This window comes from Spirochaetales bacterium (assembly GCA_016930085.1).
Lineage (GTDB): Bacteria > Spirochaetota > Spirochaetia > SZUA-6 > JAFGRV01 > JAFGHO01.
This window is the reverse complement of sequence record JAFGHO010000028.1, coordinates 16648-38549: the sequence shown is the minus strand read 5'-3', so window position 1 is coordinate 38549 and position 21902 is coordinate 16648. Positions and strand designations below refer to the sequence as shown.

The 21902-nt window shown below is 47.1% G+C and carries 21 protein-coding genes and 1 tRNA gene; 10 read left to right on the top strand and 12 right to left on the bottom strand.

Features of this window, described 5'->3' with window-relative positions:
- Positions 1–14 precede the first annotated feature (14 nt).
- The 3 genes from JW881_05160 to JW881_05150 all read left to right on the top strand — a co-directional run bounded on the left by JW881_05160 (position 15) and on the right by JW881_05150 (position 2802).
- Positions 15–1496 (top strand): fucose isomerase, encoded by a 1482-nt coding sequence (locus JW881_05160; GenBank protein MBN1696882.1) that lies wholly within the window; start codon positions 15–17, stop codon positions 1494–1496.
- 429 nt (positions 1497–1925) lie between these two features.
- Positions 1926–2435: a YkgJ family cysteine cluster protein gene (locus JW881_05155; protein MBN1696881.1), complete on the top strand. Its 510-nt coding sequence runs from the start codon at positions 1926–1928 to the stop codon at positions 2433–2435.
- 58 nt (positions 2436–2493) lie between these two features.
- Positions 2494–2802, top strand: coding sequence for a DMT family protein (locus tag JW881_05150; protein ID MBN1696880.1), 309 nt, complete (start codon positions 2494–2496; stop codon positions 2800–2802).
- Between the two features lie 75 nt (positions 2803–2877).
- On the opposite strand, the gene JW881_05145 is transcribed toward JW881_05150, so the two are convergent.
- From JW881_05145 to JW881_05125, 5 genes are all read right to left on the bottom strand, one after another.
- The gene (locus JW881_05145; GenBank protein MBN1696879.1) at positions 2878–4227 is read right to left on the bottom strand and encodes a sigma-54-dependent Fis family transcriptional regulator; all 1350 of its coding nucleotides are present in this window, start codon (positions 4225–4227) and stop codon (positions 2878–2880) included.
- A 3-nt stretch (positions 4228–4230) separates the two neighbouring features.
- Complete coding sequence (locus JW881_05140; protein ID MBN1696878.1) at positions 4231–5487, bottom strand: HAMP domain-containing histidine kinase; 1257 nt, start codon at positions 5485–5487, stop codon at positions 4231–4233.
- A gap of 85 nt (positions 5488–5572) precedes the next feature.
- A complete protein-coding gene (locus JW881_05135; protein MBN1696877.1) occupies positions 5573–6067 on the bottom strand; it encodes a hypothetical protein in 495 nt (164 codons plus the stop codon).
- Between the two features lie 200 nt (positions 6068–6267).
- Entirely contained in the window at positions 6268–6990 is a 723-nt protein-coding gene (locus JW881_05130; protein MBN1696876.1) for a hypothetical protein, read from the bottom strand.
- 85 nt (positions 6991–7075) lie between these two features.
- A complete protein-coding gene (locus JW881_05125) occupies positions 7076–8266 on the bottom strand; it encodes an OmpA family protein (GenBank protein MBN1696875.1) in 1191 nt (396 codons plus the stop codon).
- Positions 8267–8521: 255 nt separating this feature from the next.
- On the opposite strand from JW881_05125, the gene JW881_05120 reads away from it, so the two are divergent.
- Complete coding sequence (locus JW881_05120) at positions 8522–10102, top strand: DEAD/DEAH box helicase (protein ID MBN1696874.1); 1581 nt, start codon at positions 8522–8524, stop codon at positions 10100–10102.
- Entirely contained in the window at positions 10047–10661 is a 615-nt protein-coding gene (locus JW881_05115; protein MBN1696873.1) for a hypothetical protein, read from the top strand. The genes JW881_05120 and JW881_05115 overlap by 56 nt, the downstream gene beginning before the upstream one ends.
- A 28-nt stretch (positions 10662–10689) precedes the next feature.
- Here JW881_05115 and JW881_05110 read toward each other — a convergent pair whose 3' ends face one another.
- The 6 genes from JW881_05110 to JW881_05085 all read right to left on the bottom strand — a co-directional run bounded on the left by JW881_05110 (position 10690) and on the right by JW881_05085 (position 16270).
- The gene (locus tag JW881_05110) at positions 10690–11433 is read right to left on the bottom strand and encodes a M48 family metallopeptidase (GenBank protein ID MBN1696872.1); all 744 of its coding nucleotides are present in this window, start codon (positions 11431–11433) and stop codon (positions 10690–10692) included.
- The gene (gene larE / locus JW881_05105; GenBank protein ID MBN1696871.1) at positions 11420–12238 is read right to left on the bottom strand and encodes an ATP-dependent sacrificial sulfur transferase LarE; all 819 of its coding nucleotides are present in this window, start codon (positions 12236–12238) and stop codon (positions 11420–11422) included. Before larE ends, JW881_05110 begins: the two co-directional genes overlap by 14 nt.
- Positions 12239–12417: 179 nt before the next feature.
- Positions 12418–13182: a 6-phosphogluconolactonase gene (pgl, locus tag JW881_05100; protein MBN1696870.1), complete on the bottom strand. Its 765-nt coding sequence runs from the start codon at positions 13180–13182 to the stop codon at positions 12418–12420.
- Positions 13183–13347: 165 nt separating this feature from the next.
- Positions 13348–14967, bottom strand: coding sequence for a phosphoenolpyruvate--protein phosphotransferase (ptsP, locus tag JW881_05095; protein ID MBN1696869.1), 1620 nt, complete (start codon positions 14965–14967; stop codon positions 13348–13350).
- A 367-nt stretch (positions 14968–15334) separates the two neighbouring features.
- Positions 15335–15418, bottom strand: a tRNA-Leu gene (locus JW881_05090).
- Between the two features lie 231 nt (positions 15419–15649).
- Complete coding sequence (locus JW881_05085; GenBank protein MBN1696868.1) at positions 15650–16270, bottom strand: ribonuclease H family protein; 621 nt, start codon at positions 16268–16270, stop codon at positions 15650–15652.
- A gap of 275 nt (positions 16271–16545) precedes the next feature.
- Here JW881_05085 and JW881_05080 point away from each other — a divergent pair, with 275 nt between their 5' ends.
- On the top strand, positions 16546–17529 hold the full coding sequence (locus tag JW881_05080; protein MBN1696867.1) for a radical SAM protein: 984 nt from the start codon (positions 16546–16548) through the stop codon (positions 17527–17529).
- Here the strand turns inward: JW881_05080 and JW881_05075 are convergent.
- Positions 17513–18208 carry a UMP kinase gene (locus JW881_05075; protein MBN1696866.1) on the bottom strand — a complete coding sequence of 232 codons (696 nt, stop codon included), beginning with the start codon at positions 18206–18208 and terminating at the stop codon, positions 17513–17515. The two genes, JW881_05080 and JW881_05075, sit on opposite strands and share 17 nt — an antisense overlap.
- 110 nt (positions 18209–18318) lie before the next feature.
- On the opposite strand from JW881_05075, the gene JW881_05070 reads away from it, so the two are divergent.
- The 4 genes from JW881_05070 to JW881_05055 are packed head-to-tail and all read left to right on the top strand — an operon-like array spanning position 18319 to position 21846.
- Entirely contained in the window at positions 18319–19086 is a 768-nt protein-coding gene (locus tag JW881_05070; GenBank protein ID MBN1696865.1) for a UvrB/UvrC motif-containing protein, read from the top strand.
- Positions 19087–19092: 6 nt separating this feature from the next.
- Positions 19093–19932 (top strand): hypothetical protein, encoded by an 840-nt coding sequence (locus JW881_05065; protein MBN1696864.1) that lies wholly within the window; start codon positions 19093–19095, stop codon positions 19930–19932.
- A 44-nt stretch (positions 19933–19976) separates the two neighbouring features.
- A complete protein-coding gene (locus tag JW881_05060) occupies positions 19977–20906 on the top strand; it encodes a TraB/GumN family protein (GenBank protein MBN1696863.1) in 930 nt (309 codons plus the stop codon).
- Positions 20893–21846: a D-2-hydroxyacid dehydrogenase gene (locus JW881_05055; GenBank protein ID MBN1696862.1), complete on the top strand. Its 954-nt coding sequence runs from the start codon at positions 20893–20895 to the stop codon at positions 21844–21846. Before JW881_05060 ends, JW881_05055 begins: the two co-directional genes overlap by 14 nt.
- Positions 21847–21902: the final 56 nt, after the last annotated feature.

Here is a 21902-nt window from a genome sequence, read left to right as displayed (position 1 = left end):
AGGAGTATGCTACAATGAAAAATATCGCCCATATCAATCCCGGTATTATCGCAGTCAGCAGGGATTGTTTTCCGACCGAATTGTCGGCAAGAAGAAAAAAAGTGGTTCTTCAAAAAGCCGCGGAAAAAAAGATCGAACTCACGGACATAGAGACGATTGTCGAGAGTGAAAAAGACGTGCCCGGGGCATTACGGGAAATGGAGGATAAGAAGGTAAACACCCTTATCATCTATCTTGGAAATTTCGGACCGGAGATATCGACATCGCTTTTGGCAAAGCGGTTTCAGGGGCCCGTCATGATGGTGGCCGCCGCCGAAGAAAGCGGAAACGACCTTGTCAATGGCAGAGGCGACGCGTATTGCGGATTGTTGAGTGCTTCCTACAATTGCGGTTTGAAAAAAGCCGTTCCGTTCATTCCGGAGTATCCTGTCGGAGTTCCCGACGAGATTGCTGCGATGATCGGGGATTTTCTGCCGGTTGCAAGAATTATATTGAGTCTGAAGCGGCTCAAGATTTTTTCGTTCGGGCCCCGGCCCCATGATTTTGTCGCCTGTAACGCTCCGATCAAACCGCTTTATGATCTGGGTATCGAAATTATGGAGAACAGCGAACTCGATCTGTATGATATCTATCGTTCCGCAGAGAATGATCCACGTATTCCGGATCTGGTAAACGACATGCGGCGGGAACTAAAGGGCGGCAATACCTATCCCGGGCTTCTCGCCAAACTGGCCCGATACGAGATCGCCCTGATGAATTTTTTTGAAGAGAACCTCGGCGCGTGCGATTACGGCATTTTCGCGAATAAATGCTGGCCTTCTTTCGAGAAATATTTCTGGTTTGTTCCCTGTTATGTCAATTCACGGCTGGCCCTGAGGGGAATCCCCGTTTCATGTGAGGTCGATATTTACGGGGCATTAAGTGAATATATCCTCACCTGCGCCGGTGAATCACCGGCGACAATCCTCGATATCAACAATACCGTCCCCCGTGACCTGATAGAAAAAGAGAAGACGGCATGCAAACAATATAAGTCTTCCGATTTATTTATGGGATTCCATTGCGGCAATACACCGTCCTGTTTTATCTGCGACCCGAAAATCAATTATCAGCGTATCATGCACAGGCTGATGGAACCGGGAAAAGAACCCGACATTACACGGGGAACCCTTGAAGGAAGGATGCTTCCGGGAGACGTTACCATTTTCCGGCTTCAATCAACGGCAGACACCCGGCTAAAGGCGTACTGCGCGCAGGGGGAGGTTTTACCACTCGAGCCGCATTCGTTCGGCAGTATCGGCGTGATCGGGATTACGGAGATGGGACGTTTTTACCGGCATGTGTTGATCGAAAACAGGTTTCCGCATCATACGGCCTTGACCTATAAACATCTCGGAAAATACCTGTTCGGTGCACTTGGACTCCTTGGTGTACGGGATATCTATTATAACAAGCCGGCAGGGGATGTATACGTGACCGAAAACCCGTTTCATTAACAGTTATCCTCCGGTTAAGGAATAATTGTGATGACGTTTCGGGCAATGTGAGGGAACCGTTCCGTGAACGTCTTTACCATCGGACTGCCTCTTGCGGGGAGCCGTTGAGGAAGACAGTGTACAGATAGATAAGCTTTTTATCACATGAATACTTGACACCGGTGTTTTTTTTTGGCATATTCTATCTGCCTTGTGTGTGATTGTTATTGTCGGGAACCGGAACGTACCGCAGGGTTTTTCCCAATCGCTGTTTTCCGGTACCGGTTTTTTTACGGACAGGTGTTTTATGGAATGTAAAGTAGCGGTGAGTATCGCATCATTAACCTACCAGTAATACGACCTTTTCATACAATTAAGACTTCTTGGGAATATTGAATATCAGACAAGACAGATCCATCTGTCGAAAAGATCGAAAAAGGTGTAACGACTATGAGATTATGTATATTATGTGCCGGAATAAAGTCTTCCTGCTGCTGTGTCGGCAGAGATATATTTATAACCCTGGGTGATGTTGAAAGAATAAGCGAAAGTACGGGATATGAGGATTTCTATGAATACAGGGTTCCCTCCGATCGTTCATATATCGAACAGACGGACGATCCGCAATGGAATTACTATACACTAAAAAGCGGCGGGAGAAGAAGGGTGTTGAAACGGGGACGGCAGCTTCATTGTATCTTCCTTTCCGGCAAAGGGTGTCTGCTTTCACTCGAGACGCGGCCCCTGGTCTGCCGTTTGCATCCGTATGTATATAATGAAGAAAGGTTGACGGGATTAGCGGATGAATGTCCGGTTGAACTTCTCAATGGCCCAGAAACGATCCATGAATCGATCGGTTTAAACGAGAGTATGGCTGAAGCGTGGAGAAAAACATTGTACAGGGAGCTGGTCGAGGAGAGTATGAACCTCATGGATGACATGAAAAGAGGCGATAGGTGACGACCGCACTTATCGCTATTACCCTGCTTGTTTGTTCAAATGTTTTTATGACGTTCGCGTGGTACGGACACCTGAATTCAAGGCGATCCCGATATGGCTTGTCGTCGTCATAAGCTGGCTCATCGCGTTTGTCGAATACTGCTTTCAGGTCCCTGCGAACAGGATAGGACACACGGTTTTTTCTGCGGCGCAATTGAAAACCATCCAGGAGATTATCACCCTCCTGGTGTTTTGTTTTTTTTCCGTGTTTTACTTGAACGAGCATATACGGTGGAACTATATCGCAGGATTCTTTTTATCCTGCTCGCCGGGTTTTTTGTTTTCTATAAATGGTATGCATGAGAGATTATGTAAAGATCCTTTTTAGCTGTTAGCTGCATATAAATATGAACAGGGCGCTGAAACAAATATCGATTACAGCGGCGGCCTTTATAGGCAACGACTATACTCGGGATGACTCACCGTCTTCCCGGAGTCCGTACTCCCTGATTTTGTTAAAAAGGGTTCTTCTGGTAATCCCCAGTTCAATAGCAGTCTTTGTCCTATTCCCTTCCCAGCGGTGTAACGCGGCGAGAATAGCCTTTTTTTCCATCTCTTGCAATGTCCCTGCCGGGGATGATACGACCTTTGCTTCTTGTGGAAGATCGAAATCCTTTACGGTCAGTATATCTGCCTCTGAAAGGATAAACGCGCGTTCGACAAGATTTTCAAGTTCTCGGATATTTCCGGGGAATGAGTAGTCGTTGAGGAGTCTGAGGGCCTCCGGGGTAATACCTCCGATTTTATTTTCCGCCCCCCGCATGGTCCGGTTGAAGCGTTCGATAAAAAAACCGGTGAGTTTTGGAATATCTTCTTTGCGGTCGCGAAGTGGGGGGAGATGGATCGAGACCACGTTGAGCCGGAAAAAGAGGTCTTCACGGAACCGGCCTTCATCGATCAGGGTTTTAAGGTTCCTGTTGGTTGCACAAATGATACGCACATCAAGCGGGATGGGTTCCGTTCCCCCGAGCCGGCGGATAATTTTTTCCTGGAGAAAACGCAGCAGTTTTACCTGGAGGTGGATCGGCATATCGCCGATTTCATCGAGAAAGAGGGTGCCTGAGGAAGCAAGTTCGAACATACCGATTTTTCGTGATGAAGCTCCCGTGAATGCACCTTTTTCATAGCCAAACAGTTCGCTTTCAAGCAGGGTTTCGGGAACCCCGCCGATATTGATCGGAATAAAAGGATGCGATGCCCTTGATGAAAGCCGGTGTATCGCTTGAGCGGTCACCTCCTTGCCCGTGCCGCTTTCTCCTGTAACTAAAACAATCGAATCCGAAGCGGACACTTTCTCTATGAGTTTGTTGATTTTTTTATATACCGGTGATTCGCTGACCCACATATCGTTTTTTTCAGCGATCGATTGACCCGCGAGAAAACTATCGTGACGGCGCTGGTCTTCCACAAGCCTTTTTATCCGGAGGATCAGTTCTTCGGGATCGAATGGTTTGACGATGTAATCACCGGCGCCCTGTTTCATGGCTTCGACTGCATCGCGTACTTCCCCGTAAGCGGAAATCATAATAACGGGAAGGAGCGGCCTGTCGTTTTTAAGCCAGCGAAGGAGTGATATCCCGTCCATGCCGGGCATCCGGAGATCAATGACGGCCGCGTCGAAAGGTTCGGTCTCGAACAACCTTTTTGCCGAAAGCCCGTTTTCCGCAGGTATTCCCTCGATACCTTCGAGTTTCAGGTAACGTACGATAGAATCACGGATATTCATTTCATCGTCGGCAATAAGCACTCGCATACGCTACCCCCGCTTTCTGAACAGTATCCTCACTTCGGTGCCGCCCCCGTCCCTGGGGAAAAGCCTTATTTCGCCGCCGCTTGCCTCGCAGAATCGTTTTGCGATGGCAAGTCCCATGCCGGAACCGCGTGTTTTTGTGGTATAAAAAGGATCGAAAAGATGTTCCACCGATTCACCCCCGATACCCTTGCCCGAATCAAGCACGGAAACACGAACGCCGTGTTTGGTTCGTGACAGTTCAATATCGACCTGAAATACGTGTTCCTCTTTGGTCGATTCATGGCTTTCGATCGCGTTCATGATGACGTTTTCAAGCAGTGACCGGAGTCTGTCCCTGTCAAAAAGAATCGTGACATCCGAACCGGCCGTGTTCCTGAATGTAACGGGGTGATTGTATCGTTTGAGAAGATCGACGATAAATGTGTTCAGGTTGATTTTTTCCGGTTTTCCCGCGGGATCGCGGACAAAATCGGAAATTCTTCTGGTGAGGAGTGTCAGGCGCTCGATTTCCTCCTCGATAAGGACCAAATCCGCCAGGTTTTTTTTCGGCAATGTCTTCTTAAGATAGCCTGTCTGTATTCGCATCGCACCAAGCGGATTTTTAATTTCATGCGAAAGTGTACGGGCCATTTCGCCCAGCTGGGCGAGTTGTGCCTGTGCGACGAGTTTTTTTCTGTATTCCGTATTTTTTTTGTAAAGAAGCATCGTCACAATCATTGTTAAAAGGAGAAACGCGGGGATGCCTATTCTCGAAATACGGTTAAGACCGTACTTGTTCATATATGATGAAGCGTCGAATTCCAAATAAATGATAGCGGGGGGTCGGCCGGGCTGCATTCTCGGCATTCTTCTCATGTGTTCCGCTATATCGTCGGGATTGGTCATCGGGTGCCTCCCGATTCGCCTGATAATGACAAGGCTTTTATTTTTTTTATCGTAACGAATTCGTCTCGCGGTTCTTTCCATATCGGCGCTATTCAGTTTTTCGGGCGCGTTCCGCCATGTCTGTATTTTTTCACCATTCCAGTCATAGACACCGAATCCGATGACCCTTTCGTCGATCTCGATGTTCCCGTTCAACTGATTGCGCAGCATCGATTCCGAAAGAAACGCGGTCATCCGTTCGGCTTCGTATTCAAGAAGGAGCCTGTTCCGTTCCGCTTCGCCGCGAAACAAGACGAAAATGAGTAAGGCCATACCAGTAAAGAGGAAAATGAGAACGATGTAAAACAGATACTCGCTCAGGTTGACGGGCTTCATGGTATGTATACCTTATCCTGTTTAGGAAAAAAAAGCCAGCCGCAGATTATTCTGCGGCCGGCCCGGAACAAACGGTTCCGGTTCTTTACTCGAAACAGCTGCCGTCTCCCCGCTGAGGGAAGTGGCCGGGATGTCTGCCGGGGTTTTTACCTCCCGGGCCGCCCCGTCGAGGAAAATCCGTTCCGCCGAACGCTTCTTTGAGATCATACTCTTTGCCTTTCACAATCGCCCGAGTGACGACAAAGATTTCTTCTCCTTCTTCGAGCGTGTTCATGGGGCATTCTCCGTTCGCTTTGAGAAGGACGCCTTCGACGGTTACCTGCTCTCCATCTTTAATCTCGAGTTGTAAGACGGCGAACCGGGGGACGGCGAGAAGATAGACGGCTGTCCCCGTATTGAGTTCGGGCATTATTCTGTTTTTGATGACGAGTGCGCCGGTCACCGTGATTTTTTCCTTGGATTCGATAAGGTTTTCCCACCGTTCACGGCGGGGATTGTTTGATTCATTCTGTCCGTTTGCAAAAATGAATCCCGTCGAGACAAGCAGTATCGTTATCAGGAAAAGTTTTTTTATTTTCATATCAGCCTCCTTGACTATATGTTCATTATATTAAATGCAAAATGTATGCCAGGATTTTTCAGACGGTTTCGTCTCCGGACGGTCTGATTTCTTTCTTTACATACCGGGGAATTATATGAAAGGGGGAAAGACGGGAACATTTTTCCCATCCGCGTTCATCCGGGTAATCTTTTCCCGTGAATATGTGTCGGGCGTATATATTATCTGAATACTATCTCATAATCGAGTGGTTCTGAGAGGAGAAGGACGTCGAGCAGCGGAATATCAAAGTAAACGATGCCGTCTTTGATATATCCGCCCTTCTGGGAGACAATCGTTCCCTTTACGGTCACCGTCACCTTCACGATTTCCTTTTTAACGGCAATACGTCCCTCTTCGCCCATGGCGAACTCGACAATGTCAAGGTATTCGCGTTGGGAGATATTTTCTTTCGGTTGGGGGGCAAGGTTTTGGAATACGGGATTGTCAAGTATGGGAAAGAGTTCGGTGATAATTGTGTAATTCTCTTTTTCAAGGTGAAAATGAAGTATTTTCAATCCCTGGCTGTTTTTAAATGTCAGGAGAGGGGTGAGAGTGTTTTCAGATTGTAGATGTAACAGCCGGGCGATCCGGGTAAAAGAAAGCGTCACTTCCAGTTTTTCCTGGGAAGGGGAAGTAACGGTCAGCGCTTTAACCCCCTCCTGTTTCCCCAGTTCCTTTTTAATCTCCTGTATCTCGAAAATATCCATATCCTCGGAAAACTCTTCGTCGGACATCGCTTCGGCAAGATCCAGAATATAGAGGAGAAAAACCGGTTTGAGTTCGACCGAAAGTGTCGATTGACCGCTTCCGTCGACGGCTATCGAAATATCCTGTCTGACAGAGCAGGAAAAAAACACGAGGATGACAAAAAAGGTTATTATAAACGAAGTCGCTTTTCGCATTGGTTTCGACAATACCCCCTTACGATATGAAACGTCAAGCCTCCTCCGGCTTCGACAATTCTTTTATATCCTTGGCCGGGCCGGTCTAATTTTCCAGAATCTTGATTTCGACACGCCTGTTTTGTTTCATTCCTTCTTCCGTATCGTTTTCCGCAACAGGATACCTGGAACCATACCCTTTGAATATCATGTTGTTTTTTACGCCCAAAAGAAACAGATATTCTCCCACGGCTTTTGCCCGTTTCTCCGATAGTAACCTCCGTCCTTCTTCCGTTCCGGCCAGCGCCGTATGGCCCGCGATAAGAATATCCCGTGAGGCATATTTTTTAAGTATATTCGCGATAGCCTTGAGTTTCTTCTGTTCTTTGGGTAAAAGCATGTCCGATTCGGGGAGAAAATTGATATCCTGGAGCGTTATCGTGACACCCGTGTCGTCGGAACGTACCGACGTATCCTCTATTTTTTCTTTTTCAATTGTTTCCCTTATTTCCTCTTCGATCTTCGCTTTATCCATTTTCGGTGATTCGATAAACGCTCCCGTCGAGGTACCGACATATTCATATAATGTATTGTCGTTAAACCCATAGATAATATCAAAATCATCCGTATAGGAGTGATATCTTCCTTTTGCGATATCCCAGTAAAATACCTGTTCGACCTTGCCGAAAATGAGAATCGGAAACCAGTCGGACAGGCCTTTTAATTCGGGAAATTCACGGTACAAGTTGTAGTTAAGCTTTAAAACCGCGCATTTTACACCATCAATCACCTGGTTTTTTACATATTCGTAGTCGACTTCGATCGGGATGGATATCGGGGCTTGTATATTAAATGGTCTGAAATATTGAATCTCTTCGGCTTTCGCCTTCCACTTGTATCCGGGATTGATATCTTTCAAAGGAAACAGAGGAATATTTCTTACAAGAGGATAGAGATAATTCTTGTCGATCTCATACCTGCCCTGTGAATCAATCCAGAAGTTGGAGGTAAACTCCTCATCGAGTTTGTATATTTCAGAGTTGACGGCCGCTTTTTCGGACGTCTGATATTTGCCGGATATCTGCCATTTTTTTTCGACGGCGTCGGTGACGTCGAACGCGATTTTTGTCAATATCTCTGCAGTGTGATGTAATTCACCGTTCACATATACTTTTTCATTTACTTTTGTCAGAATTTTGTATTTTTCTCCCTTTATATATTTAAATTGAAGCATTTCCGCCTGAAGAAAACTCACGGATAGTATGAACAGTAAGAAAATAAATGCTTTTCGCTTCATAACCGCACCCCTTGCATTAATTATCGGTCTTTTTTCCGCTCCCTATCATAACCTTCGGTTCAATAAGAAAGTTACACGTCGATATATTACTAATATAGCACAGCGAATGGAGAATGAAGTATGCCATTGACCATATTCTTGCCTTTTTTTGTCATCGTGAAACCGGAAATGTTTCCGCCAAATAATTTGTAAAAACTTGACCAAATGCGAAAGACGTGCTATAGTTAACGATAAATAGTTTTTTGACAGGTTTATATGTTTAAAAAAGCTCACACTCTCTGGAAAAAAGAAATAGGAGAGCTTTTACGCAAAGCAGGCTATCTGAAGCCGACTCCTTTGCAGAAAAAGGTGATTCCCGTTATTTTAAAGGGAAAAAATATTGCTATTGAAGCCGGTGATAGAACAGGTAAGACTGCTGCTTTTATCCTTCCCGTTTTGGAGATGATGCATAAAAATAGGGCAGGGATAAAAGCATTAGTCCTTACATCATCATTTGACCGGGTTAAAAAAATAACCAGAGAGTTCCATAAATTCATACAATATTTCTCAAAAGAGGTGAATGTTACCCTTATAGGCAGCGAGAAGGGAAGCAGGAAGGAATTCCGTCTGCTTTCACAAAAACCCGATATCGTCATCGGAACAACAAGCAGGGTGATCGATCATATAAGAAGGGGAAATCTCTCTTTCGATGGCTTGCAGTTTCAGGTGATTGACGGAACGGATATGGAGAAGTTTCCGGGATTTGAACCGGACCTGCATTTTATCGCGACGAAACTGCCTCAGCAGTTACAGACGATCCTTTTCTCTCCCGTCCCGTTATCTTCTCTTGACAACCTGCTGTCGACGCTTCATCGTCCCCTGACGGTAGGCAGACAGGAATGGGAAAAAGAAAACGAAAGACCGGATTATTCATGGCTTGATATTGAAAAGATAAGCCAGCAGAAAAGAATAAGCGTGCTTTGCGAGTTTATTACGACAAAATCGATAAATTCACTGTTACTTTACGCTGATAATGAAGAAACCATCTCGATACTGATGCGTTCCCTGAAGCACGGCGGCTTTCCCGTCAAAAGGTACTCGAATAAAATCGAGGAAGGCAAGAAGGATAAAATTTGTAACGCCTTTAATCAGAAAAAGATTCCTGTTCTTGTTGCCTCGCCGGCAGACATTCAAAATCCGAAATCTTTCTGGCCGTCACATATACTCTATTTTGATGTCCCGGTTCAGTCCGGCTGTTATTCCGGATTGACGGCGATGGAATCGCACGGAATCAAAGAGATTATTTTTTTTATAACCGGCAAGGACATGAACAAATTAACGACAACGGAGGAGATGAAAAACGTGGATATCAAAAAAGAACCGCTCCCTTCGGAAAAAGATGTGGTGAAAGGGATGACAGCGGAAATTATCAAGAAAATCAGGGAAGAGGAAGATGCGGATGATCTGAATGCCTTGAAAAAAATGGTAAAACAACATGTTCCTTTTTATATGCGGTCCTATTTTATGGCGTATCTTTTCAAGGAATTAATGGGGAAAAGGTTCGGGAAAAAGAAATCCGCAATCACCACCCTTTTTATCAGTGTGGGCAAGAACAGGCATGTTTTTCCGAATGACCTCGTCTCCCTGTTCACCGAACATCTGAAAATAAAGCGTTCTGAAATCAAAGAAGTCAAGGTACTCGACAATTATTCGTTTCTCGACATATCCTCGCGGCATGCTTCACGTGCGATTTCCGTTCTCTCCGGTAAAGAACTCAAGGGTAAGGTAATAAACGTCAATTATGCAAGAAAAAAGTCACGGGGACGCAGATCCGGCAATAACAATAAGGCGAATTGAAGAAGTTGATTCAATTGTTGCAGAAGCCATTTCAACCCTTTCCCGGGGGCGGATTGAGATAGAAATCGGCAGCGGAAACGGTCATTTTCTTGTCGCATATGGTGAAAAAGCAAAGGATACTTTTTTAATCGGTATTGAATTAAAAAAGAAACGATGCCTCAAGATTCTCAAAAAGATTAAAAACAGATCGCTTCATAATATTACCGTGGTTCAGGAAAAGGCGGAGGTCCTTCTTCAAAGATTGCCGCCGCGCTGTATCGATCATTATCATGTTTATTTTCCCGATCCGTGGCCGAAAACCAGACATAGGAGAAGGCGGTTTATTAGAAAATCGAATCTGGATATTCTCTGTAACACATTGAAGCCGGGCGGAAGACTCTCTTTTGCGACGGATTTTTTTGATTATTCGGTACAGGCAAAACTCCTGCTCCTTCTTCATCCCGGTTTTACACTAATGGATGACAATCCTCCCGAAGAGGTGTTTCTTTCCGTGTATGCGAACAAGTTTATGGATCACGGACAGAAAATATATCTTATGACGGCCCGGAAAAATGAATGAGTATCGGTGTATCCCGTCGTCAACCGCACTAAAACCAGCACCGGTCGTAGTTTTCCTTCAGCCAATTTTTTCTTTTTTTATAGTCCGGCATAACCTTCCTCACAAGCGACCAGAATCTGTGTGAATGATTTTTTTCGATCAGGTGGGCAAGTTCATGGACACAGACGTAATCGAGGACGCCCTCCGGTGCAAAGAGAAGGCGGGTCGAAATATTGATATTCCCTCTCGAAGAGCAGCTTCCCCAATTCGATTTATTGTATTTATAAAATATTTTTCCTGTTTTCTTTCGAAAGTGTTTTTTATTTAGCTCTTCTATCCGTTTTTTTAACGCCGGAAGCCGTTGTTTTGCTATACATCTGCTCAGAAGGGCGGTACATTCCTTTAATCGTTCTTCTTCGGTAAGCCGGGAGGAGATAATGAGTCGTATTTCTTTCCCGGTAATCGCGGACGAGCTTGTTTTTTTATCCGTATATGACAGTCTGATAATATATGATCCTTTGTTCAGCCGGAGGACATCTCCGTCGCGATAGCTTCTTCCCGAACCAGGCTTAAGATGTCTTTCAAGGTATTCACGTCTGATTTCCATCTTTTTTTTTGCCCAATCGGTAAACTTTTTGACCTGGGCTTTTTTCTCGGTTTCGGTCATGGTAAGCGGAAGCCTTATATAAATCCCTTTTTTGCCGATTGAAATACGGGAGTTCTTCCTTTTCTCGCAATATATGGTAAGGGGAAGCTTGATGGTACCTGAAACGATAAACTCATTCTTTTTCATTAAAAACGTTCATTCTGCCTGTCCGGTATCCGTCGGGATCGATTTCCACTTCCCTGAATCCGATTTCATGCAGAACACTTTCAATTTTCTGCAGGATACGCCGGGCCTCCCGAACCCTGGTTTTTTCGACTTCAATCAGGGCTTTATCACCGAAACAGCGAACCCGGCAGAGGGTGAATCCCTGCTCTATGAGAAATTCTTCCGCCCGCTCGACCTTTTTCAACATATCATTGTGTATCGTCATATAATACGGGAATCTCGAAACAAGACAGGCCCGCGCAGGTTTATCCCACGAGGGAAGGTGTTCCGCTTTTGAAAGCTTTCGTATTTCTTCCTTGCCAAGCCCCGCCTCCCTGAGGGGGGACAGCACGCCACACTCCTCGAGGGCCTTTTTACCCGGCCTGTAGTCGTTATCGTCATCCGTATTGGAGCCCTCGATCACGTGGGTAAAATTTCTTTTCTCCGCAATCGCTGTGATTTTTAAAAAAAGGCTTTTTTTACAATGATAGCAGCGGTCCGGGGGATTCCCCTTCTCGTTTATTTCATGTAACCCCGATGCCGCAATGACAAGATGTGCAATGCCGTTGTCTTTTGTATACGCCGTCGCATCGTTCAATTCGGAAGCGGGAATCATCTCGGAACCGGCGGTAACGGCCAATACATTTTCATTTCCGAGTACCTCGACCGCACACCGGAGAAGCAATGTCGAGTCGACGCCGCCCGAATAGGCGACGATGACCTTCCCCAGTTCCTTGAGACGGTTTTTTAACATGGCGTATTTTTTTTGAATATCAACCTTTGTCATACACGATCTTTGCCTGACAGACCGCCCTGTGCTTTCTCCGGTCGGGAACCGTTTTTTTATGATACGTTTTCAGTCCCGGTTTTTACCTTAATTTACACCCTTCGGGCGTCTGCCTGTTTTCTGTACTATATTCCTAATGGCGGATTATGGCAATAAATCATCGGGAAAAAAGCCTGATCTTACCGATTGCGGCTGTGCGGCGATGCGCCGTTGGACCAGATATCCGTTGTTACGAAATAAATGCAATGTTTCGCCTGAATCCACGCCGCGGGGATATCGGAAGTGCCGTTCATCACTTTTTTGAAACTTTCACGTTTTTTTTCTCCGCTTATGAGGAAGATGATCTGCTGTGCCCGGTTAAGAATCCGCGGCGTGAGAGAAAGCCGCCATGTATTGAGTCCGGGAACATAGACTGAAGCCGCGAAGACCGGCAGGTCCTTCGATACCGTCTCGAATTCTCCCGCTTCCAAAAGCACCCTGCTTTGGGGAAAAAGCGACGCCGTATGGCCGTCTTCTCCCATGCCGAGAAGAAGGATATCGGGTACTTTATTCCTGTCAATAAAGTGTTCATGGATGATACGGTTATAATCAAATGCACATTTATACGGTTCCTTTGTACATGCTTTCCAGGAGAAAATATTTTCTTCCGGTATCTTTAGTTTGCCGAGCAGGTATTTCCGTACCATTCTTTCATTGCTGTCTTCATGGTCGGCGGGCACCCATCGTTCGTCCCCGAAAAACCAATTGATGTTTTTCAAAGGAAACCGTCCGTCCGATAGAATCGAGGCGAGTTCATTGTAACAATCGATCGGGGTGTTTCCACCGGTAAGAATAATATCGAACGTTTTGCCGTCATGGCAGGCTTTTTCTATCCGGTCGGATAAAAAAGAAGCGCATGACCGTGAAAGAGTTTGCAGACTATTAAAGACTCTTACCTGTTTCATAAAAACCGAAATAAAACGACATTCTCAAAACATGCTATATATGTATTTGATTGCTTCGTTACATAAATTAATCAAATAATGCGCAAGAATCAAGTGGTTTGCGGTTGCCGTTATATAAATGGATGGTGGTATGGACGCGCACGTTTCTGCACTGGGGGGCAGGTCTTATTTTAATCCCATTCTTAATTCCGGTATCTGGCGAATGCCGACACTGATACGCGTAATACCGATCTCTTTGAGACGGATGATATATTTTTTGTTGCCCGCTATTTCTCCGCAAACGGAAAGGGGACGGTTTTCATCTTTCGCCGCCTTGGCGATTAACGTTATCAGATTCCACAGGGCTTCCTTGTCGGGATTATAATCATAGGCGACATATTCATTGTCCCGGTCGACCGCATAGAGGTATTGAATGAGGTCGTTGGTTCCGATGCTGGCGAAATCGGCATGTTTGAGTATTTTTTTCGCCTCGAGACATGCGGACGGTACCTCGAACATTACCCCATGCTTTATTTCTCCCGGGTTGAGATCCGCCGTTTCTTCGAGAAAACGCTGTTTCATGATTAAAAATTGTTCGAGATCCACGATCATGGGGTAAAGCACCCAGACCGGACCGAATTCGGAAGCACGGACCAATGCCCGTGCCTGCGGTGCGAGAAGTTCGTTTCGTGCGACAAGAAGTCTGCTGCCCCTGAATCCCAGTGCCGGATTTATTTCCGCGGGAAGATCGAGAAAATCCGCGGTCTTGTCGCCGCCGACGTCGATCAGTCTGAAATAGACCGGCTGCCCTTTCATGGCCATCACAACCGTCTTGTACCGCTTGAACTGTTCGTCTTCGGAGAGTATTTCTCCCTGTGCCAGAAATTCGAATTCGGTTCTGTAGAGCCCGACACCTTCCGCTTTTACGATGACCGCCTCCTCGATATCCTGATGCCTGCTTATGTTCGCCATCACTTTCATCCCGTCGACGGGATCAACGGCATACAGTCCCTTCGGAATATATACCTTGCCGCTTTTATATTGTGCGATCGTTTTCTGGGAGGGCCATATGATGACATTTCCTTCATTTCCGTTCAGGAGTATCTCCGTCCCGCAGGATACCATGCTGTGAATATTCTGGATGCCGCTTACCGCCGGAATTCCCATGGCCCGTGCGAGTATCGCCGCGTGGGATGATATACCGCCGTGTTCGGTTACGAAACCGACAATCTGCTGTTTTTCGAGTCCGACGGTAAGGCTGGGCGTGAGTTCCCGGGCGACGATAATCCTGTTTTTTCCCCGCTGACATTGCGCTATGCCGGTACAGAGAAACGACGGCGTGACTTCGGAGAGAATGTCCAAAAGCCTTCTCTTGATTTCCCCGATATCGGTCGCGCGTGCCTTGATGTATTCGTTGTCGACGTCCAGCAGCCTCGTTTCGTAGGAATCCAACACCCGTATGACGGCGGCTTCGGCATTCGCCCCTTCATTTTCTATATCGTCGAACATCTCGTCGTGGATGCTGGTGTCCTCGAGGATCATTTTCTGGGCGATAAAGATTTTCGATTCCGCATCACCTATCCGCTTTTTAACATCGACGATGACCCTGGAAAGCTGATCGGCTCCTATTTGTATTGCCTGGATAAGGCGTCCTTTTTCCTTTTTTCTTTCGGATTTATTAACTTTGTAAATTGGGATATTTGCATGGCGATCTTCATTGAAAAGGCAAACTCTCGCAACGGCGACTCCCTCACTGATTTTTATCCCCGCAAGCCGTGTCTCTTCTCCAAATTTGATCATTTGCATAATTGATACGCCCTTACCGGTAAAAAGTCAAGCACTTTTAACAAGAAGGCCCTTCAGGAGTCTGCCGGACTTATCCTGTTTAGTGCATAAATATTCATTCCAAATGTAAATAATGACGGTCTTCCAAATATCCGCATTACTAATATTATCGATAATATTATCGGTATTTTTGTGTATCAAATCACGATCAATAATCACATATTTTCATGATAATATGGTACGGATGAAATTGTTTTGTTATCTTTCTGAATGATTCGCCTTTTTTTGTCACCACATCGGATAGACCGGTCCGGTCCGTATCGATAACGGATACGCAGACTTCCGGGATCGTTCCCGTTATACCCGGCTTCTTTTTTGTTTTTAATAGTGCTGGCGGTGGGAGTCGAACCCACACGTCCCGAAGGACACCAGATTTTGAGTCTGGCACGTCTACCAGTTTCATCACGCCAGCAAAATAACAGTCCAATAGCCTTGAAGACCAAACCGCGTCTACCGGTTTCATCACGCCAGCAAAATAACAGTCCAATAGCCTTGAAGACCAAACCGCGTCTACCGGTTTCATCATCGACAGTTTTTTATATGACAATATTGCTGGCCCTATATTAGTATCTTGAGGTAATATAGTCAAGTAATGCCGATCGATGATCGGTAATTTCCCGCGTCGACCGGTTTCATGAAGCCGTCATTTCCTGTTAAAATCCGCGGGGATTTCTCCCCATCGCTTTGTGTCCCACTTCAGTATTTTATTCCGATATGAGCGGGTACGCAATTTTTCAACCGCCCGCTCAATGAGTCCGCCGAGCGTATTATCTTCGTCAAGCGGCAGTTTTGTCCCGCAGCTTTTTTTCCCGACCCACGAGATGGCGACGCTGGAATCCGAATAGACCGGGCAACCTTTCCCCTGTTTTTCCAGATATTCCAGGGCGTCAACTATGGCGAGAAACTCACCGATATTATTCGTTCCCCGTTCAAACGGTCCGGCTTTGAACAGTTGCTTTCCCGTCTTCGTATATACCCCCCGGTATTCCATTACGCCGGGATTCCCGGAACACGCCGCGTCCACGGCTATACTGTCGAGTACCGGTCGATATCCTTTTTCACATGACCGGGTTTCCGCGTTCGTCACATTATGTGCCGTCCGCCGTATGCCGTGTTGTTTCAGGGCATCCTCGGCTGCTTCCAGAGTATTGAATGATTTGAAACCGGCATTTGCGTAATGGTCGATCTGTTCCTTACACGCCTCCCAGGAATCGAATATACCGATGGTGCGGCCCCGCCAGACCGCATAATATTTTTTTGCCATATACCTTTGCCCCGCTTTCATATATTGTGTTTTTTGTTCGGTCTTGTTCGCGAAACGGATCGTTACACGCCGCCGGCTTGGTACGGACCATTCTATCAATATCGGTACGGTTTGAAAACCATTGTTACGGCAAAAAAGGCCGTCTGTAAAGGCAGCGGTCGGCGCATATCAGTCTATACAAGCCGGTGTACGGGTACTTCATCATTACGGGGTTACGGGAAAAGATCCTTGCACCCCGATTGTCTCACATAAAAAAATGTTGTAGCTTTTCCTTGATGGACGGATTCGACGGGCTTTATAAGGAACTTTACTCGCATTGCATGCTCTGCCCCCGTCAATGCGGTGTGGACAGGCTGAAAGGGGAGAGGGGATTCTGCGGTGAAACATCGGAAATCAGGATTGCCTCCGCGTGCCTGCATTTCGGAGAGGAACCGCCGATTTCAGGAACGGGAGGATCGGGTACCGTCTTTTTTTCCGGTTGTACACTCAGGTGCCGCTTTTGCCAGAATTATCAGATAAGCCGGGAAGGAATGGGCGGGACGGTCACCGCGGATGAACTCTGCGGAATTTTTCTCACGCTTCAGAAAAGGGGAGCCGAGAATATCAATCTCGTCACCGCGACCCATTTTATCCCGGGCGTTATCCGGGCCGTTTTACGGGCAAAGGAGGCGGGACTCCTCATTCCCGTTGTCTGGAATTCTTCCGGATTTGAGGAGACGGACATTCTGAAACTTCTGGATGTTGTAGTCGATATTTATATTCCGGATATGAAGACACTGGATGGGGCGTTTGCACGCCGTTTTTTTTACTCACCCTCATATCCGGAAAAAGCGGTACGGGCAATTTCATTAATGTCCGGTAAAAAAACCCGTTCCATGGAGAACGGGATGTTGAAAAGCGGTCTGGTTATGCGGCATCTTGTCATTCCGGGCGGAATTCCTCAGACACGGGCCGTTTTGGAATGGTATAAAAACAATCTCGAACCGGAGGCGATGCTTTCCCTCATGTTCCAGTTTATTCCGGTCGGCATATCCGATATGAAAGAGAATGAGGCGCCGGATCGATATGTGAATCGGGAAGAATATGAAGAAGTGATGGATATAATCCGGCGCATCGGGATTGATGACGGTTTCATCCAGGATCCTGCGAATGACGGCGACTGGCTGCCTGATTTCGGCAGAAGGAATCCGTTTCCTTCATCATGCGCAATACCGGTCTGGCATTTTTCCGATGATGATAATCTCATCCGGGACCGATAACCGTTCCTTCAAACGGCTTTCCGTTAAGGATATGCTTCACGTTATCGAGGTCGCGGCCGTTTGCAAAAATAACGCGCATGCCGCATGCCGCGGCACGCTTTGCCGCAATCGGGTCAAAGGGGGCGTTTTTCCCCGGTTCCCAGCCCTCCCCGACAATGTGCCTGAAATCTTCCCAGCCGACGGTATCGAGCGGGGTAGCAGCGGGATTTTTTTTCGGATCGTCGGTATAGATTTTTGCGAGATTCGAGAGATTTATCACCTGATCCGCTGAAAATCGCTCTGCAAGGATCACCGCATCGTAATCGGTTGAAAATCCGGGTTTCCAGCCCGCAGCGACAAGGATTTTCCCGTCAAACCGCACAACCGAGGTGGGATCGGTGACGACGTCATTGAGGCAATATACAGAAAAGATTTCTTTCATCAGCGCCGCGTTCAGCCGGGTCGCCGCAATCCCGATCCTGTCCGCCGCATCGTGTTCTCCGGAAGTGACGATCGCTTTGTAGGCACGCTGATATTCACGCGCGGGACTTCCCCCACCGCATACTAAAATGATTTTTCGCGATTCACCACGATCCAGATACGTCGCGACAAGATCGAAAAAAGCCTTGAGAAATTCAATGTCGACCTTCTCCGGCGCGATTATCGATCCGCCCAGAGAGATGATTTTTATATCATTCATACGCACATCCTTGTTATTTTTCCCGTAAAAAGATAGCCGCTTCATAAAAAAATTGTTTACATTGTTATAAATTGGTATATATTAATAATAAGGAGTGTGCAAGGGTTCTGATGAAACTCGATATTACGGAAATATTAAATGAATGGGACTACGATCCTGATAACCATATACGGGTACTCCGGCTCAAGGACGGGAGGGAGATTATTCAGGTGCGGCAGCCACTTGGAATCGAACAATACGAACTCGAAGGTCGTCCGGACGGAAAACATCCGTTCAACAAGGAATCCGTCCTTCGGGAATTTCTCGACAGGCTGGAATACCACAAACTCCTTTTTACTTCGGACGATAATTTTCGTTTGAGCCGTGACGATTTTCTGCTGCTTCAGGATGAAGGAATGCTGTATTACGCACGCTATCTCATCCTCTATCAGATCGGTGATTTTGAAAGAACCGCGAAGGATACCGAACATAACCTCAAAATCTGTGAACTCGTCGATCGGTTTTTGGAAGAAGACGATTACAAGAACGAACTTCTCCAGTACAGGCCGTATATCCTCAGAATGAACGCGCTTTCGAACGCGATGATTCAGATGCAAAAAAAGCTGAAAGGGGTCGCGAAGGAAATACTCAAGTCCGCGATCGATTTTATTCAGAATATTCCCGTGATAGACACACCGACATTTAAAATAGAAAAAAGCAGGGCGCTTGAAACACTCAGAATGACGCTTTTGGAGATTTCCGACAACAGTCTCACCGACGTCGAAAAGCTTCAGATGGATCTTGAAAAGGCGGTTGAATCGGAAAATTATGAAAAAGCCGCCGAAATCAGGGATAAAATAAACAGACTCAAGGGTAAAAAAGAAAGTAATACAGGATAAAACCGATTGACAGTCTCCATCATCCAGATCAATTCCGGTTTGGACAAGCAAAATAATCTCTGCAAGGTGAAACGGTTACTCGAGAGGGCACAAGCATCGCGGCCGGATGTCATCGTTTTACCCGAATATGTCAATTATTTCGGCCCGCTTTCCACAGCGCGCCGGGAGGGGGAAGCGGGGGGTAAAAGCGACTGGTACGCGACATTTTCCGGCTTCGCGGCCGATAATCATGTCGATATCGTAGCCGGCCTTCTGAAACAGACGGAAGATGGGAAAGCGGCGAGTTGTGCGGTTCATTTTCCGAAAGGGGATAAGACCCCTGTGGAATATATGAAAATGCACCTTTTCGATATCGATCTCGGGGACGAGGTCGTGATAAAGGAATCCGCGTTTCTTGCCAGGGGAAAGGCCCCTGTTACCTCAATCGTAAGCGGCATCCCCTCCGGGTTCGCGGTCTGCTACGACCTCCGCTTCCCGGAGCTTTTTCGAAGCCTTACGGTGCGGGGGATACGGGTCGTCTTTCTTCCCGCCGCCTTTACCCATACGACAGGCAGGGCGCACTGGGAACTCCTTGTAAGGGCGCGGGCTGTCGAAAACCAGCTGTTTATCATTGCGGCAAATCAGGTCGGTCCCTCGGGCGCGGGACAATTGTCGTATGGCCACAGTATGATCGTCGATCCCTGGGGCCGGATCACCTCGCGTGCGCCGGGTATTGAACATGATGAAAAAGAATGTATACTGACAGGTGAAATTGATTTTTCGATTCAGGATAACATCCGAAAGGAGTTGCCCTGCCTCGACCACATCCGGCGGGATGTCTTTTCGTTGCAGGCCCATTGCGAATGAGATCCTGTCGGAACCGTTTCTTTTCACGGGCAGGAAAGGAATCAATGATGAAATACAATATCAGCGGGAACAAAACCGGCCGTTATGTTTCCTGCCGGACCGGGGTTTCCTTACTCCTCGTCTTTTTTCTTTTAAACGCCTGTGGAAGTACGCAGGAGAAGGGGACCGGCAGTACAAAAATCTTTTTATGGGAAGTCGAATCGGAGACGACAACCTGCTATCTCCTCGGCTCGATTCATCTGGCGCCGAAGGAAGTCTATCCGCTTGCGGACATTATCGAGCAGGCCTTCGATTATTCGGATATTCTGGTTGTGGAAATCGATGTCACGGCCGCGGCAGCCGGTGAGGACTTCTACGAAAGAACCATGTATCCGCCCGGTGAAACCCTGAAAATGCATATTTCTGAAGAGCTTTACGAACTGACGCGGAAGACGCTCGACGATCTGGGTTTGGGAATCGGATTTTTCAAACTTTTTAAACCATGGGCGGTCGCCATGACCATAGAAACGCTGAAACTGGCTGACAAGGGATATGATCCGGAGCTGGGAATCGATATGTACTTTTTAAAAAAGGCGAGGGGAAACAAGGAGATCAGGGAACTCGAAAGCATCGAGTTTCAGGTCGATCTTTTTGACGGTTTATCCGACGAACTTCAGGAGCAATTCCTTTATTCGACGATTTCCGGACTCGATAACTCGGATGAGGAAATAGATGAATTTTTGGAAGCCTGGAAAACAGGTGATACGGAGCGGCTCGAGACCCTTCTTTTTGAGAGTATGCAGAAAGACCGGGAACTGCTTCCCGTTTATGACAAGCTGCTTCATGAGCGGAACGCAAACATGGTCCAAAAAATCGAGGGATACCTGGAAACCGACCGTGTGTATTTTGTGGTTGTCGGGGCGGCACACCTTATCGGAGAGACGGGGATTGTCCGGCGGCTCGAAGAAAAGGGGTATCGGTGTGTCCAGTTCTGAGGTGAAACTGATATCGGTATTTATTACCCATCCTGTTGTCTCTTGCTGGAACTTTTCGGAAGATAACGCTCGATATCTACAGGACGCCCTTCCCGAAACCCGGATCGTCGTTTGTAAAACAGAGGAGGAGTTTCTTTCCGGACTCTCCGAAACCGAAATCGCCCTTGTCTGGTATTTTAAACAGGAATGGCTAAAGAAAGCCCCGAAGTTGATGTGGATTATCACCCCCGCCGCCGGCAGGGATTATTTTTCCGTCACCCCGCCTCCGGGATTGACAATCGATTATTGTACCTTTCACGGCGAACTCATGGGAGAAACGGTTCTTGCCATGATGCTCGCACAGGTACGGGGAATTCGCGATACGATACGCGCCCAGGAAAAGGAACGCTGGCCCCGTGCAATCGTACAGGAACATATGCGGCCGCTGCGGGGATCACACCTCCTCGTGTGCGGTTTCGGTCATATCGGCAGATGGGTGGGAAGGCTTGCCAAACCATTCGGGATGCGGATTACCGGGATCAATAGAACGAATCTGAATCCTCCTCAATATTTTGAAAAGGGGGATAAGGTCCTGACGCCTGCCGATCTCGATCGAATACTTCCCGAAACGGACCACCTTGTGCTGGCCCTGCCCGGGGGAGCGGAAACCGCCAATATAATCGATAAAAAAAGAATTTCCCTGCTGCCCTCTCATGCGGTAATCTATAATGTGGGCCGCGGTAACGCCATCGATGAAGCGGCATTGCTTTCTGCGCTTTCCAAAAGGTCGATCGAGGCGGCATATCTCGATGTTTTCGGGGAAGAACCCCTCCCGGAAGCCTCTCCCCTCAGGCGGTCGCCCTACATTTTTATTATGCCCCATGCCTCGGCAATTTCGCCGAATTATCTTTCGCTGTTCAGCCGGGAGGTTGTGCTAAAGTACCGGAAGCGGTACCGATGATAACCGGTGTTTTATAGAGGATTGTACGGACGGGTTCGCTCGGTCCGGCCGGAGAC